10 protein-coding genes are annotated in these 14,243 nt (G+C 72.5%); 6 read left to right on the top strand and 4 right to left on the bottom strand.

Translation table 11 applies throughout. From position 1 onward, the window contains the following. Positions 1-7: 7 nt before the first annotated feature. On the bottom strand, positions 8-712 hold the full coding sequence (locus tag RIC31_RS12800; RefSeq protein WP_350107746.1) for an RraA family protein: 705 nt from the start codon (positions 710-712) through the stop codon (positions 8-10). A 97-nt stretch (positions 713-809) separates the two neighbouring features. On the opposite strand from RIC31_RS12800, the gene RIC31_RS12795 reads away from it, so the two are divergent. Continuing rightward, positions 810-1,691: a LysR family transcriptional regulator gene (locus RIC31_RS12795; RefSeq protein WP_350107744.1), complete on the top strand. Its 882-nt coding sequence runs from the start codon at positions 810-812 to the stop codon at positions 1,689-1,691. Between the two features lie 4 nt (positions 1,692-1,695). Here the strand turns inward: RIC31_RS12795 and RIC31_RS12790 are convergent, their stop codons facing one another. Then, positions 1,696-2,181: a DUF1178 family protein gene (locus RIC31_RS12790; protein WP_350107741.1), complete on the bottom strand. Its 486-nt coding sequence runs from the start codon at positions 2,179-2,181 to the stop codon at positions 1,696-1,698. A 79-nt stretch (positions 2,182-2,260) separates the two neighbouring features. On the opposite strand from RIC31_RS12790, the gene RIC31_RS12785 reads away from it, so the two are divergent. Together RIC31_RS12785 and RIC31_RS12780 are read left to right on the top strand one after the other, a co-directional pair. Then, the gene (locus RIC31_RS12785; protein WP_350107738.1) at positions 2,261-4,363 is read left to right on the top strand and encodes an aminotransferase; all 2,103 of its coding nucleotides are present in this window, start codon (positions 2,261-2,263) and stop codon (positions 4,361-4,363) included. Positions 4,364-4,398: 35 nt separating this feature from the next. After that, entirely contained in the window at positions 4,399-4,947 is a 549-nt protein-coding gene (locus RIC31_RS12780) for a class I SAM-dependent methyltransferase (RefSeq protein ID WP_350107735.1), read from the top strand. Positions 4,948-4,996: 49 nt separating this feature from the next. Here the strand turns inward: RIC31_RS12780 and RIC31_RS12775 are convergent, their stop codons facing one another. Then, on the bottom strand, positions 4,997-6,355 hold the full coding sequence (locus RIC31_RS12775; protein WP_350107732.1) for a flavin-containing monooxygenase: 1,359 nt from the start codon (positions 6,353-6,355) through the stop codon (positions 4,997-4,999). Between the two features lie 5 nt (positions 6,356-6,360). After that, positions 6,361-7,356, bottom strand: coding sequence for a D-erythronate dehydrogenase (gene denD / locus RIC31_RS12770; RefSeq protein ID WP_350107729.1), 996 nt, complete (start codon positions 7,354-7,356; stop codon positions 6,361-6,363). A gap of 128 nt (positions 7,357-7,484) precedes the next feature. Between denD and RIC31_RS12765 the strand changes: the two genes are divergently transcribed. From RIC31_RS12765 to RIC31_RS12755, 3 genes are all read left to right on the top strand, one after another. Beyond that, positions 7,485-9,107 carry an AMP-binding protein gene (locus tag RIC31_RS12765; protein ID WP_350107726.1) on the top strand — a complete coding sequence of 541 codons (1,623 nt, stop codon included), beginning with the start codon at positions 7,485-7,487 and terminating at the stop codon, positions 9,105-9,107. Positions 9,108-9,220: 113 nt separating this feature from the next. Beyond that, positions 9,221-13,270: a response regulator gene (locus RIC31_RS12760; RefSeq protein WP_350107723.1), complete on the top strand. Its 4,050-nt coding sequence runs from the start codon at positions 9,221-9,223 to the stop codon at positions 13,268-13,270. Then, positions 13,263-14,171 carry a diguanylate cyclase gene (locus tag RIC31_RS12755; RefSeq protein WP_350107719.1) on the top strand — a complete coding sequence of 303 codons (909 nt, stop codon included), beginning with the start codon at positions 13,263-13,265 and terminating at the stop codon, positions 14,169-14,171. The genes RIC31_RS12760 and RIC31_RS12755 overlap by 8 nt, the downstream gene beginning before the upstream one ends. Positions 14,172-14,243 lie beyond the last annotated feature (72 nt).

Here is a 14,243-nt window from a genome sequence, read left to right as displayed (position 1 = left end):
TGGCGGCTCAGACCTCGCCGGCCCCGGCGATCTCGCGCAGGTGCCGGCGGAAATCGTATCCGGGGTCGCGTTGGCGCCGCGACAGGTAGTCGGCGAACCGGACCTGGCTGCGGTAGCTGCGGCCGCCCCGCATGGCTTCGATCTGCCTCGCCTCGGTCGCACGGTAGCCGATCGCGGCCTCGGCGATCGCGTCCAGGCGATCCGCCGGCAGGAACAGCACGCCGTTCGAGTCGGCGACCACGACGTCGCCGGCGGTCACGCCATGCGGCCCGACGGCCGCCCGCTCGAACAGGTCGGCCGGCCTCGAATGCAGCCGTTGCGGGCCGGTCGGCAAGGATCCGAGGCTGAATACCGGATAGCCGATGTCGCGGAGTTCCCCGTCGTCGCGGTGCAGGCCCCAGATCACCATGCCCGCGAGGCCGGCGGCCTTGACCTCGAGCGCCACGATGTCGCCGATGCAGGCCTCGTCCCGGCGTCCGCCGTTGTCGACCACCATCACCTCGCCGGGAACCGCGTGCTCCAGCGCCTCGAAATAGACGTCGATGCTGCCGACGTGACGGACCGGCCGGACGCGGCCGGCGCAGCGCATGCCGGGCGACAGCGGCAGCAGCCCGGCGGGGCCGCAGCGGACCGGGACCCCGGCCCTCAGGCAGCCGTCGGCCAGATGCGGCGTGGTCAGGTGGTCCAGGCTCTCGAACGCGCTCCGGTTCACGGCGATCTCCTCTCGGTCGCGACAGGGAGAGGCTAGCGTTTGGGCCTGATTTCGAATATCGAATAGTATTGAAGAATTACTTTGGAATATCGGGTAAATGAGGCCTGCCTTCGACCTGGACGCCCTGCGCACCATGGTGCTCGGCACCGAACTCGGCAGCTTTGCGCGCGCCGCCGAGCGGCTGGGCCGGTCGCAGTCGGCGGTCAGCATGCAGCTCAAGAAGCTGGAGCAGCAGGCCGACCGGCCGCTGTTCCGCCGCGACGGCCGCGGCCTGGTGCCGACCGAGGCGGGCGACGCCCTGCTGGCCTATGCCCGCCGGATCGTCGCGCTGAACGACGAGGCGGCGGCCGCGCTCGGGGCCGCGGCGGCCGAGGCGTCGGTGCGGATGGGCTTGCCGCAGGACTATTTCGAGGACGTGATGCCCGACGCCGTCGCGCGGTTCGAGCGGTGCCGGCCAGGCGTCCATGTCGAGGTGCGGGCCGGGCGAAACTTCGCGCTCGAGGAGGAGGTGCGGGCCGGCCGCCTGGACGTGGCGATCGCGTATTTCCCGCAAGGCTCCGACGGCCACGGGGCAATGCTCGGCCGGCAGCCGCTGTACTGGTACGCAGGCGGGGCGGCGCAGGCGCCCGGCGTCGATGTCCCGCTGCCGCTCGTGTTGTTCGATCACCCCTGCCTGTTCCGGCAGACGGCGCTGCAGAGCCTGGAGCGGGCCGGCCGGCGGTGGCGGCCGGCGCTCACGACGCCCAGCCTGCCGGGGGTCTGGGCGGCGCTGCGGCTCGGGCATGGCGTCACGGTTCGAACCGCGCATCGGGTGCCGGCCGGCATCTGCGATGCCGGCCGCGAATTCGATCTGCCGGCCCTGCCGGCGATCGAGTTGCGCCTGCTCGCCGCCGACGGCCTGTCGCCGGCGGCGGCGGAGCTGTGCGCGATCGTTCGGGAGGTGGTGCGGGAACGCGTGGCCGGGGCGACGGCCAGGTAGCGGCTCAGGCGTCGTCGCGCACCCAGGGGACCGAGCCGAACTCGATGCCCTCGTCCTTCAGGCGCTCGGATTCCTCCGGGGTCGACTCGCCGTAGATGCCGCGCGGGTCGACTTCGCCGTAGTGGATCCTGCGGGCCTCCTCGGCGAAACGCGGGCCGACATAGTCGCAGTTCTCCTCGACCACCCGGCGCAGGGCGCGGAGCTGGCGCTTGAGCTCGGCGGCCTGCCGGACGGCCGGGTGCATGGCCTGCAGCTCGGCGGGGGAGTGGACCTCGGCGGCCGGCGTCGCGGCGGCCGGAACCGCCACCTCGCGACCCTTCGCGGCGCCCGAGGCGATGCTGGGCGCCATCAGCGCCTTGCCGACCTCGGCGCTGCCGCAGACCGGGCATTCGAGGCTGCCGGCCGCGCGCTGCGCGTCGAACGCGTCGGCGTTGCGGAACCAGCCTTCGAATTCGTGGTCGTCGTTGCAGCGGAGTCGGTACAGGATCATGGTCGTTCGTTCCGTAAGGGCAACTTAATATAGGCTCAAAGCGGCGACGATCCAGTCGCACCGCACCGGTGGGAGGCCGATGCCCGAACACTCGTCCGATCTGGCGCGCCAGGACCGCGACCACCACCTGCATCCCTTCACCGATCCGCGTGTTCTGATCGACGAGGGCGGTCCCACGGTGATCGTCCGCGGCGAGGGCTGCACGCTGTGGGACGAGGAGGGCCGGTCCTACCTGGACGCGCTGGCCGGCCTGTGGTGCGTCAACGTCGGCTACGGGCGGGACGAGCTGGCCGACGTCGCCGCCGACCAGATGCGCCGGCTGGCCTACTACAACACCTTCTTCAAGACCACGAGCCCGCCGACCGCGGCGCTCGCCGCCCGCCTGGCGGCGCTGATGCCGGCCGGCCTGGAGCGGGTGCTGTTCGCCAACTCCGGGTCCGAGGCGATCGATTCCATCATCCGCCTGAGCCGGCACTTCTGGGCGCTCGAGGGCAGGCCCGACAAATGGGTGATGATCGGCCGCGAGGAGGGCTATCACGGCTCGACCCTGGCGACCGTCAGCCTGGGCGGCATCTCCGGCATGCGCGCCCAGGGCCGGCTGCCGCTGCCGGGCTTCGCCCAGGTCGCCGCACCCTACGGGTTCAGATACGCGCCCGGCGCCGACCCGGCCGCGTTCGCCGAGGAGGCGGCCGGCTGGTTCGACGCCAAGATCCGCGAGATCGGCGCCGACAAGGTGGCGGCCGTGGTGGTCGAGCCGGTGCAGGGCGCCGGCGGCGTCATCATCCCGCCGCCCGGCTACCTGGAGCGGGTGCAGGAGATCTGCCGGCGCCACGACGTGCTGTTCGTGCTCGACGAGGTGGTCAGCGGGTTCGGCCGGCTGGGTGCCTGGTCGGCGGCCGAGCGGTTCAGCCTGACCCCCGACTTCATGGCGCTCGCCAAGGGGCTGTCGTCCGGCTACCAGCCGATCTCGGCGGTGATGATCGGCGACCGGGTCGCCCGCTCCCTGATCGACAAGGGCGGCGACCTGGCCCACGGCTTCACCTATTCCGGCCACCCGGTGGCGGCGGCGGTGGCGCTCGCCAACATCGAGATCATCGCCCGCGAGGGCCTGGTCGAGCGGGTGCGCGACGACCTGGAGGGCTATCTCGCCGGCGCCCTGCAGCGGCTGGCGGATCACCCGCTGGTCGGCGAGGTGCGCTCGATCGGGCTGATCGGCGCGGTCGAGCTGGTGCAGCAGCGCCAGCCCCGCATCGCCTTCGATCCGGTCGGCGTGGTCGCGGCCGTGGTGCGCGACCAGATGCAGCAGCGCGGGGTGATCCTGCGGGCGGTGCGCGACGCCCTGGTGGTCGCGCCGCCGCTGGTGGTCAGCCATGCCGAGATCGACCGCATCGTCGACAGCCTGGCCGAGGTGCTGGACCTGATCCGCGACGAACTCGGCCTGGTCGAGGCCGACCGGGCGCTGGCCGAGGCGACCGCCGGCGGCCGCGCGCTGGAAGGGCTGACCTGCCTGGTCACCGGGGCGTCGCGGGGTATCGGGGCGGCGGTCGCCGAACGCTATGCCGCCGAGGGCGCGCGGGTCGTGCTGGCGGCCCGCAGCCAGAAGGACCTCGATGCCGTCGCCGCCCGGATACGCGACGCCGGCGGCCAGGCCGCGACCCTGGCCATCGATCTCGCCGATCCGGATGCGGTGGCCGGGCTGGCCGGCCGGCTCGCCGGCAAGCTCGGCCGGCTCGACGTGCTGGTGGCCAACCACGGCATGCTGGGCGAGGTGCTGCCGACGGCAGCCATGGACGGCGGCCTGTTCGACCGGGTGGTGGCGGTCAACCTGACCGCGGTGTTCCGGCTGGTCCGGGAACTCCACCCTCTGCTCGCGGAGTCGCCCGCCGGGCGCGTGCTGGTGGTGAGCTCCGGGGCCGCCGAGGGCGAGCACTCCGGCTGGTCGGCCTATGCCGCCAGCAAGGCCGGGCTGGAGGCGCTGGCGCGCGGCTACGCGGCCGAGACCAGGGACTCCGGGATCCGGGTCAACATCGTCGATCCGGGCGAGGTCCGCACTGCGATGCGGGCCGCCGCCTTCCCGGCCGAAGACCCGGAAGGGCTGACCGAGCCGGCCGCCGTCACCGACGTGTTCGTGCGGCTGGCGACCCCGGCCTGTGGTTTCACCGGCGCCCGGGTACCGGCATGATGAGGGGCTGACGGCCTGACCGCGGAGGGGGGGCGATGATGGACAACGATGCCGATCGGACGATTCCCGCGCCGGCGCAGTGGGTGGTCAGGCATGGCGGCATGATCCGGCCCGGCGGAACCGTGCTGGACGTCGCCTGCGGGGCCGGCCGGCACGGCCGGTTCTTCCGAAGCCTCGGCCATCCGGTGGTGATGCTCGACCGCGACATCACCCGGGTCACCGACATGGCCAGCTTCGACGACGTCGAGATCGTCGCCCGCGACCTGGAGGGCGGGCGGCCCTGGCCGCTCACCGGCCGGCAGTTCGCCGGGGTGATCGTCGTGAACTACCTGTACCGGCCGATCCTGCCGGCGCTGGTGGCTGCGGTCGAGCCCGGCGGGGTCCTGATCTACGACACCTTCGCGGTCGGCAACGAGGCCTACGGCCATCCGACCAACCCGGACTACCTGCTGCGCCGCGAGGAACTGCTGATCGCGGTCCGGCCCGAACTGGTGGTGATGGCCTACGAGGACGTCGAGGAAACCGACCCGCGGCCGGCGGTGCGCCAGCGCGTCATGGCGGTCCGCCCGGACGGGCCGATCTGAGGCGCGGGCCGATCTGAGGCGGGCCGATCTGAAGCGCGCCGGGCGCCCGCTACCGCAGGTCCCGGCCGAGCTGGCCGGCATACTCCTTGAAGTCGACCTCCAGGGTGTAGCGCGCGGCGTCGACGTAGCGCCGGGCCACCCGGGCGCGGTGGCGCTCGATCTCGGCCAGCATCGACTGCCGGTCCGGCAGCGCGAGGCGGCCGGACAGTACCGCCGCCATCCAGCGCGCCTGGATCTCCACCAGGGTGATGGTCGGACCGATCGGCTGCAGCAGGCCGGCGAAGAACAGGCCCGGCCGGTCGAGCGCGACGATACGGCGGTAGAGCGCCGGCGGCCGGCCTTCCTCGACCGAGAACACCGCCTCGTCCAGGAACGGGAACCGGGTCCGGTAGCCGGTCGCGTAGACGATGGCGTCGACCGGCTCGCGGCTGCCGTCGATAAACGTCACGCCGTCGCCGTCGAGGCTGGCGACGTTCGGTTTCATGCGGATCCAGCCGTGGCCCAGATAGGGCAGCAGGTCCTGGCTGATGGTGGCGTGCTCGCGCCAGATCGGGTGCGCCGGGCGCGGCACCCCGAAGCGTTCCTGGTTGCCGATCGCCAGGCGGGCGACGTGCCGCAGGATGCCGCGCGCCAGCGGCACCGGCAGCCGCAAGCGGCGGACCAGGTAGGCCGACCAGCGGTCGGTCGGCAGGCCCATGAGGTATTTCGGCATGATCCAGGCGCTGCGCCGGGTCGACAGCAGGACCGTGGCGGCGCGCCGCGCCAGGTCGACCGCGATGTCGACGGCGGAATTGCCGAGGCCGACCACCAGGACCGACCTGCCCTCGTAGGGGTCGCTGACCCGGTAGTGGTGGGAATGCACGACCGTGCCGTCGAACCGGCCGGGAAACGCGGGATAGCGCTGCTCGCTCAGATGGCCGTTGGCGACGATGACCTGGCGGTAGCGTCGGGTCCCGGCATGCGGCCCGGCCTCGTCCCCGGTCGGCGCCGCCGTGACGTCCCAGCCGCCGTCCGGCGCCGGCTCGACCCGCAGCACGGTGGTCCCGAAGCGGATCGAAGGCCGGATCCCGAAACGCTCGGCATAGGCCTCGAGATGGCCCAGCACCTGGGCGTGCGACAGGTAGTCGGGCCGGTCGTCCGGGATAACGAAGTCCGGGAAGTTCAGGCTCTGGCGGCTGGAGTCGATGTGCAGGCTGCGATAGGCCGACGAGGTGCCGCTGTCGTTCTCGTAGCGCCACATGCCGCCGAGATCGGAGCCGCGCTCGAGGCAGTCGTATGACACCCCGGCCTGCTGCAGGGCCTTGGCGGCGGTCAGGCCGGACACCCCGGCGCCGATGATGCAGACCTGGGCGGCAGCGGCCGCCCCGGTTTTGGCCGTGACCGTCTCCGCGCTCTCCGCGTTCGCCATGGCGGCTATGCCCTTCCGGTCGCGTCGGGATGGTCGCGGAGATGGCCGCGCAGGATGGTCTCGAAATCCGGGTCGGGCCGCAGTGCCGGGTCGAGCCGGGCGTCGCTGACGAACTCGGTCGGCCAGCCCGCCACCACCCGGCGGATCGCCTCGTCCGGCTCGATCCGCACCAGCGCCGCCGCCTCGGGTCCGGCGACCCGTGCCAGGGCCGCCAGCATGTCGCCGACCGAGACCGTCAGGCCCGGCTGGTTGACCGCCCGGCTGTCGCCGAAGGCGGTGGCCGGCGCGTCGTGCAGCCGGACCAGGTTCTCGGCCACCCGCCGGGCCGACACCACCGGGAACCGCGCGTCCTCGGGCAGCGGCGAGACCACGGGTCGGCCGCGCAGCGGCTCGCGCACCAGCCCGGCGATGATGTCGGACACCGCCGGGGCCGGCTCGCCGGGCCGGATCAGCACGATCGGCAGGCGCAGCGCCCGGCCGTCGACGAAGCCGTGGCGGGTGTAGTCGTTGACCAGCAGCTCGGTGACCGCCTTGGCGGTGCCGTAGGAGGTCTTCGGGGTCTGCACCTGGGTGTCGGAGACCCGGTCCGGCAGGGCGCCGCCGAACACCGCGATCGAGCTGGCGTACACGAAGCGCGGCCGCGTTCCGGCCCGGCGGCACGTCTCCAGCAGGCGGAACGGCAGCTGCAGGTTGACCGCCCAGCCGGTGTCCAGGTCGCGCTCGGCGTCGATCGTCAGGGTCGCCGCCAGGTGGAACAGGCTGTCGGCGCCGCCGGCCATGGCCTCGGCGAGCAGGCCGTCGTCCCGCAGGTCGCCGGCGAGGGCGGTGATCGTTACGCCGCTCGCGGCCGTCGGCGGCGCGACCGGCGCGCGGTCGACCAGGACGAGTTCGTCGATGGCGGTCGGCGTCCCGTCCGCACCGGCGATCCGGCCACGCCGCAGCAGCGTGTCGGTGAGATGGCGGCCGATGAAACCGCCCGCGCCGGTGACGAGTACCCGCATCGATGCCCCCGGTGCCGGATCTGGCTTCCACCTTTTGAAAGGTGATTTCACTTTTTGACACAGTCGGGCCGCATGCTTCAACCTCGCGGCCGGCGGCGACGGGATCGGCGACGGGAGCGGATCGGGGCATGGACACGGGATTCGACATCGACGCGGCGGCGGTGCCCCCGGCGTCGGAGTGCGTGCTGCGCCATCTCCTGGAGCGCCGGGCACGCGAGCGGCCGGTGCAGGATTTCGCGCGGTTCTGGCGTGGCGAGACCTGGAGCTATGCCGGGACCCTGGACCGGGTGCGGCGGCGCGCCGCGGCGCTTCGCGCGGCCGGGGTGCGCCAGGGTGATCGCGTGCTGTGCTGGATGGGCAACGGGCCGGAGCTGCTGGTCTCGTGGTTCGCGGTCAACTACCTCGGCGCGGTCTACGTCCCGATCAACACCGCGGCCCGCGGCCGGCCCCTGGCGCACGTCCTGGAAAACGCCGACGCGCGGCTGATGGTCGCCCATCCGGCCCTGGTCGCGCGGCTGGACGGGCTCGCGCACGGGGCGTTGGAGCAGGTGCTGCTGGCCGGGCCGGGCGAGGCCGCGGCGGCCGCCGGCCTCGCGGTCTCCCGGCTGGTCGACCCCGCGACCGTGCCGGACGACGCCCTGGCGCTCGAGCGGCCGATCGAGCCGTGGGACGTGCAGGCGATCATGTACACCTCGGGCACCACCGGGAACGCCAAGGGCGTGCTGTTCTCCTATACCCAGCACTGGACCATGGGCCCGGAGGCGATGCAGGCGATCGGCGCCGACGACTGCTGCCTGATCGCCGGCCCGATCTTCCACTGCGGCAGCACGCTGTATGTCTACGCCATGCTGGCGAAGGGCGGCTGCATGGCGATGATCCCGGAGTTCCGCACCGCCGATTTCTGGCCGGCGGTGCGCGAGACCGGCAGCACGGTGGTGCTGCTGCTCGGCGTGATGGCCAGTTTCCTGCTGAAGGCACCGGCTGCGGCCGGCGACCGCGACCACCCGCTGCGCAAGGTCTACATCGTGCCGTTCGGCGAGGATGCCCGGGCGTTCCACGACCGCTTCGGGGTGGAACTGCACACCGTCTACAACATGACCGAGATCTCCAGCCCGCTGATCGCCGGTCCCGGGATCAGCGAGCCCGGGCTCGCCGGCCGGCCGCGCGCGCCGTTCGAACTGCGCGTTGTCGACGCCAACGACGTCGAGGTGCCGGCCGGGACCGTCGGCGAGCTGGCGGTGCGGTCGCACCGGCCCTGGGCGCTGTTCAGCGGCTACTACCGCAATCCGGAGGCGACCGTGGCAGCGCTCCGCAATGGCTGGTTCCACACCGGCGACGCCTTCCGGGTCGATGCCGACGGCCGGTTCTTCTTCGTCGACAGGCTGAAGGACGTGATCCGGCGGCGCGGCGAGAACATCTCGTCCTTCGAGCTGGAGGCCGAGATCACCGCCCATCCGGCGGTCAGGGAGGCGGTCGCGGTGGCGGTCCCCAGTGCCGACAGCGAGGACGAGGTGCTGGCGGTGGTGACGCCGGTCGAGGGCGCGACGATCGATCCGGCCGAGCTGACCGGCTTCCTGGCCGACCGGGTCGCGCACTACATGGTGCCGCGCTACGTCCGGGTGCTCGACGACCTGCCGAAGACCGCCAGCGGCAAGCTGCAGAAACACGTCCTGCGGGCCGACGGCCTGACACCCGGCACCTGGGACCGGGAGGCGGCCGGGTTCCGGCTGAAGCGCGAGTCCCTCGCGTGAGCGGGACCGGTTAATGATTTCGATACGCAGTTGCCGTTAAGGTTCCTCTCGTCATGCCGGACGTGGCCCCCCTGTCGGGGCCATGGTCGGCCGGTGGATTGACGTGGGGGACGATGGCCATCGTATCGCTCCGGACCTTGGCGACCGTACTGGTGGCGGCGATCGCCGCCAGCGGCGTGCTCACGACCGCCGGCACCTGGTGGGTCGCCGACCGGATCGCGGCGAGCCAGGCGGAGTGGCGCGCCTATCGTGACGCCAACGCGCCCGAGGCGGTCGCGCTGGTCGACATCGGCACCCATCTCGGCTACGGCGGCGCCGTCCACCATCTGTTGAACTACGTGCTGCGCGGCGACCAGTACTACGTCGAGCGGCTGCGGACCTCGGCCGGCGGTGTCCGGGCCGCGCTCGACCGGTACCGGACGGCGAGCCCGGGCAGCCGCGAGATGGCGGCCCTGGACGCCATCGAGGCGACGCTCTCGCAGATCGAGAATGCGGCGATCGCGGCGCAGTCCATGCATGCGGCGAATGCGCCGCCGCAGACGATCCACGCCGCCATTCGGTTCGACGTGCAGCCGACGCTGGATGCGCTCGCGGTGCTGGAGACCGCGGTCGGCGATCAGCGCGCGTTGCGGGCCGACCAGCCGAGCAAGCTGGCGTTGCTCTACGACCTGCGCCGGGCGATCGGCTTCGGCGGCATGATCCACGCCCTCAAGGACCTGGTGCTGTCGCACGACCCCGCCCTGGTGGACGAGGCGCGATCCGGGATCGTCGCGGCCAGGGCCCACCTCGAACGCTACCGGGCTCTCGGCGGCGGCGAGGACGAGGCGCGCGCGCTCACGAACATCGAGGCGGCGCTCGACCAGTACGACGGCCGGATCGACCGGATCATGGCGATGGCGGCGTCCGGCGCGGACGTGCGGACGATCGACGCCGCGGTGCGGGTCGACGACAAGGCGGCGGTCGCCGGTCTGGCGTCCCTGGAACTCGCGATCACGCGCGAGGCCGGCCTGCGGGCCCGGCAGATCGACGGCACCCTCGGCTTCGTCGCCGACCTGTCGAGCGCCCTGGTGCTGATCGCGATCGCGGTCGGCGCGGCGGTCTGCGCCTTCGTCGCCTGGGTGCTGCTGCGGGCCGTGCAGACTCCGCTGACCCAGATCGCCGAGGGCATGAACCGGGTGGCGGAGGGCGACCGGGCGGTCACCACGCGGGTCCAGAGCCGGATCGCCGAGGTGTCGGCCCTGGCCGACGCCATCGAGGTGTTCGAGGGCTACGCGGTGGAACTGGCCCAGAACGCCTCCACCCTGCAGCAGTTCCAGCGGCTGTCGATCGACGTCAGCGTGCCGCTGGAACAGCGGATTTCGCGGATCCTGACCTTCGGCCTCGCGCATTTCGGTCTCAGCCTCGGAAACGTCAGCCGGACCCGCGACGGCGACTATGTCGTGGAGAACTCCGTCGGGACCGACGAGCCGGCGCGTCGTCCGGGCGACCGCTTCGAGCTGGCGACCACCTACTGCTCGCGCACGCTCGCGGTCGGCCGCGCCTGGGCCGACCGCGACATGGCCGGCGGCGAGCTGGCAGGGTCGCTGCCGTTCCGGACCTTCGGACGCCGCGCCTATATCGGCGCGCCGGTCTACGTCGAGGGCGAGCTCTACGGCACCGTGAACTTCTCCTCGATGGAGCCGCGCGCCCGTCCGTTCACCGACGGCGAGCTGGCCCTGGTCGAGCTGATCGCCCGCTGGCTCGGCATGGAGCTCGAGCGGCAGCGCGCCGTGAACCGGCTGGCGATGGCAAAGGCCGACGCCGAGGGCGCGGCGCGCGCCAAGGCGGAGTTCCTGGCCAACATGAGCCACGAGATCCGCACCCCGATGAACGCCGTGATCGGCCTGAGCGGGCTGGCGCTCAAGACCGGGCTGCCGGACCGCGCCCGCGACTACCTGGAGAAGATCAACCGCTCGTCGATGACGCTGCTGCGGATCATCAACGACATCCTCGACTTCTCGAAGATCGAGGCCGGGCGGCTGTCGATCGAGGAGACGCCGTTCGATCTCGACGACGTGCTGCAGGACGTGGCCACGCTGATCGGCGAGTTTCAGGAGGACAAGCCGGTCGAGGTGGTGTTCTCGTCCGATCCGGCGATTCCGCGGACCCTGATCGGCGATCCGCTGCGTCTCGGGCAGGTGCTGGTCAACCTCGTGGGCAACGCCCTCAAGTTCACCACCGCCGGCGAGATCGTGGTGCGGATCGTCGCCGCCGGCCGCGACGCCGGCGGGCTGCGTCTGCAGGCCAACGTCTCGGACACCGGGATCGGCATGTCGCCGGAGCAGGTCGCCCAGCTGTTCCGGGCGTTCTCCCAGGCCGACGGCTCCACCACCCGCCGGTTCGGCGGCACCGGCCTCGGGCTCGCCATCAGCAAGCAACTGATCGAGCTGATGGGCGGCCAGATCGCGGTCGAGAGCGTCCTGGGCAAGGGCAGTACCTTCACCTTCACGGTGGTCGTCGGCGAGACCGGTGACGCGGCCGGGCTTCCCCGGGAACTGCCGCGCAACATCGATCCCGCGAATGTCCGCCTGCTGGTCGTCGAGGACAACGCGGTCGCCCGCGCCGTCCTGCTGGATACCCTCCGCGGCCTGCGGTTCGCCGAAGTCGAGGCGGCGGCCGACGGCCCCTCGGCGGTGATGCGGTTCCGCGACGCACAGCAGCACGGCCGGACCTTCGACGTGGTTCTGGTGGACTGGCGCATGCCCGGCATGGACGGGATCGAAACCGCCCGCAACCTCCGGGCCCTGGCGGCTGCGGGCGCCGTGCCGCCGATCCTGCTGATGACCGCCCAAACCCGGGCCGAGGTGGTCGAGCAGGCCCAGGACGCGGCGATCCTGAAGGTGTTGTTCAAGCCGCTGAACGTGTCGATGCTGATGGACGGCATCGCCGAGGCGCTGGACGTCGGGCAGGGTACGCGGCTGGTGAGCGACGACCGGTCGTCACGCCCCGACGGGGAGGGAGGCGGCCTGGCCGGGCTCAGGGTCCTGGTGGTGGAGGACAACGAGATCAACCAGCAGATCGCCAAGGAGATCCTGCAGGACGCCGGGGCCACCGTGGAGATCGCCGAGAACGGCGCCCTGGCCCTGACCAGCCTGCGCAACGCCGCCGTGCTGCCCGGCGCCGTGCTGCCCGACGCCGTGCTGATGGACCTGCAGATGCCGGAACTGGACGGCTACGAGGCGACCCGCTGGATCCGGGCCGACGAGCGCTTGACCGACATCCCGATCATCGCGATGACCGCGCATGTCACGGCCGACGAGCGGGCCCGGTGCCTGGCGGCGGGCATGGTCGACCATGTCGCGAAGCCGGTCGAGGTGCGGCGTCTGCTCGAGGCGGTACGGCGCTGGACGCGGCCCGGCGCCGGCGAGGCGGAGCGGCCGGACGATCCGCCGTCCGAGTTCTTCGGGGTCGGTTCCGCCGACCAGGCACCCCCGCCGGACCGGTCTGCCGAGGATCGACCCCCTGAGGATAGGCCCTCCGGGGACCGGCCCGCCCTCGACCTGGACGGCGCGCGGGCCCGGCTCGGCGTTCCGATGCCGGTGCTGGAGCGCGCGGTCCGGCAGTTCGCCGACGGCTACGGCGACGCGCCCGCGGTGCTGGCCGGGCATCTCGACGCCGGAGCCTGGAAGGATGCCGAGCGCTACGCGCACTCGCTGGTCGGCCTGGCCGGGACGATCGGTGCGAACGCGCTGTCGGCCGAGGCCCGCCGGATCGAGACGGTGCTCCGCGAAGCCGGCCGGCCCGAGCGGCCGGACCTGACGGTGCTGACCCGGTGCCATGCCAGGGTCATCGCCGAGATCGAGGCGATGGCACCGGCGGCCGTCCCGGCGCCGTCCCCGGCGGTCGCGCCCGGCGGGTCCGGCGGGTCCGGCGCGCCGGAGATACCGGGCGACCGGGCGAGCCTCGGGGCCCTGATCCGCGAGATCGATGCGGGACTGGCGACCAACAGGATCTCGGTACGCCGGCGGTTCGACGAGTTGCGCAGCCTCTGCGCGGACTCCGCCGGCGGCGAGCTGGAGCGGATGGCGGCCGATCTCGCCCAGCTCGACTTTCCGTCGGCCCGCCGGCGCCTGCGGGCGGTCGCCGCCCTGCACGCGATCGAGATCGGAGACGGCGATGGCTGACTTCGCGGTTCCGCCGAAGATCCTGATCGTCGACGACGATCCCGCCAACATCGACCTGCTGGCGGCGATCCTCGAGGAGGACGGCGAGATCCTGTTCGCCACCAGCGGGAAAGCCGCCCTGGCGATGGCCGAGAGCGAGCGGCCGGACATCGTGCTGCTGGACGTGGTGATGCCCGACCTGGACGGCTACGAGGTGTGCCGGCGGCTGAAGGACAACCCGGCGACGGCGCAGATTCCGGTGGTGTTCATCACCGCCCTGGACCAGGAGACCGACGAGGAGGCCGGGCTGGCCGCCGGTGCCGTCGACTATGTCGCGAAGCCGATCAGCGCGCCGATCACCCGGGCCCGGGTGCGCACCCACATGGAACTGAAGCGCCACCGCGACCACCTGGCCGAGCTGGCCTATCTGGACGGGCTGACCGGCGTCGCGAACCGGCGGCGGTTCGACGAGTATGCCGAGCTCGAATGGCGGCGGGCCCGCCGGCACGGCCGGCCGGTCTCGGTGCTGATGGTCGACGTCGACGAGTTCAAGCACTTCAACGACCACTACGGCCACCAGGCCGGCGACGCCTGCCTGCAGAAGGTGGCGGCGGTGCTGGGCGGGCTGGTCAACCGTCCGGCCGACCTGCTGGCGCGCTACGGCGGCGAGGAGTTCGTCTGCGTGCTGCCGGAGACCCCGGCGGAGGGCGCGCGGGTGCTGGCCGAGCGCATGCGGGCCGCGGTCGAGGGACTGGGGATCGCGCATGACGGCGCCGGCGCGGCCGGCTGCGTGACCATCAGCATCGGCGTCGCCACCGCGGTCGTCGACGCCTCGTCCACCCTGGAGGACACCCTGGCGCGGGCCGACGCCCAGCTCTACCGGGCCAAGTCGGCCGGCCGCAACCGGGTCTCCGCGGTCTAGCCGCTCCATCGGTCCCGGCCCGGCCGGTCACTCGCGCGTGAGGCGGCCGCGGGCGGGTTGCCCCCGGCCCGG

The organism is Thalassobaculum sp. (assembly GCF_040219615.1).
Taxonomy (GTDB): domain Bacteria; phylum Pseudomonadota; class Alphaproteobacteria; order Thalassobaculales; family Thalassobaculaceae; genus Thalassobaculum_A.
This window is presented reverse-complemented; position numbering and strand designations above follow the sequence as displayed.

What these genes read in the sequence shown, in the direction of transcription:
- RIC31_RS12795 (WP_350107744.1), top strand. Translation starts at nt 810, where the DNA reads ATGAGGCCTGCCTTCGACCTGGACGCCCTGCGCACCATGGTGCTCGGC.
- RIC31_RS12755 (WP_350107719.1), top strand. Translation starts at nt 13,263, where the DNA reads ATGGCTGACTTCGCGGTTCCGCCGAAGATCCTGATCGTCGACGACGAT.
- RIC31_RS12780 (WP_350107735.1), top strand. Translation starts at nt 4,399, where the DNA reads ATGATGGACAACGATGCCGATCGGACGATTCCCGCGCCGGCGCAGTGG.
- RIC31_RS12790 (WP_350107741.1), bottom strand. Translation starts at nt 2,181, where the DNA reads ATGATCCTGTACCGACTCCGCTGCAACGACGACCACGAATTCGAAGGC.
- RIC31_RS12765 (WP_350107726.1), top strand. Translation starts at nt 7,485, where the DNA reads ATGGACACGGGATTCGACATCGACGCGGCGGCGGTGCCCCCGGCGTCG.
- RIC31_RS12760 (WP_350107723.1), top strand. Translation starts at nt 9,221, where the DNA reads ATGGCCATCGTATCGCTCCGGACCTTGGCGACCGTACTGGTGGCGGCG.
- denD (WP_350107729.1), bottom strand. Translation starts at nt 7,356, where the DNA reads ATGCGGGTACTCGTCACCGGCGCGGGCGGTTTCATCGGCCGCCATCTC.
- RIC31_RS12785 (WP_350107738.1), top strand. Translation starts at nt 2,261, where the DNA reads ATGCCCGAACACTCGTCCGATCTGGCGCGCCAGGACCGCGACCACCAC.
- RIC31_RS12775 (WP_350107732.1), bottom strand. Translation starts at nt 6,355, where the DNA reads ATGGCGAACGCGGAGAGCGCGGAGACGGTCACGGCCAAAACCGGGGCG.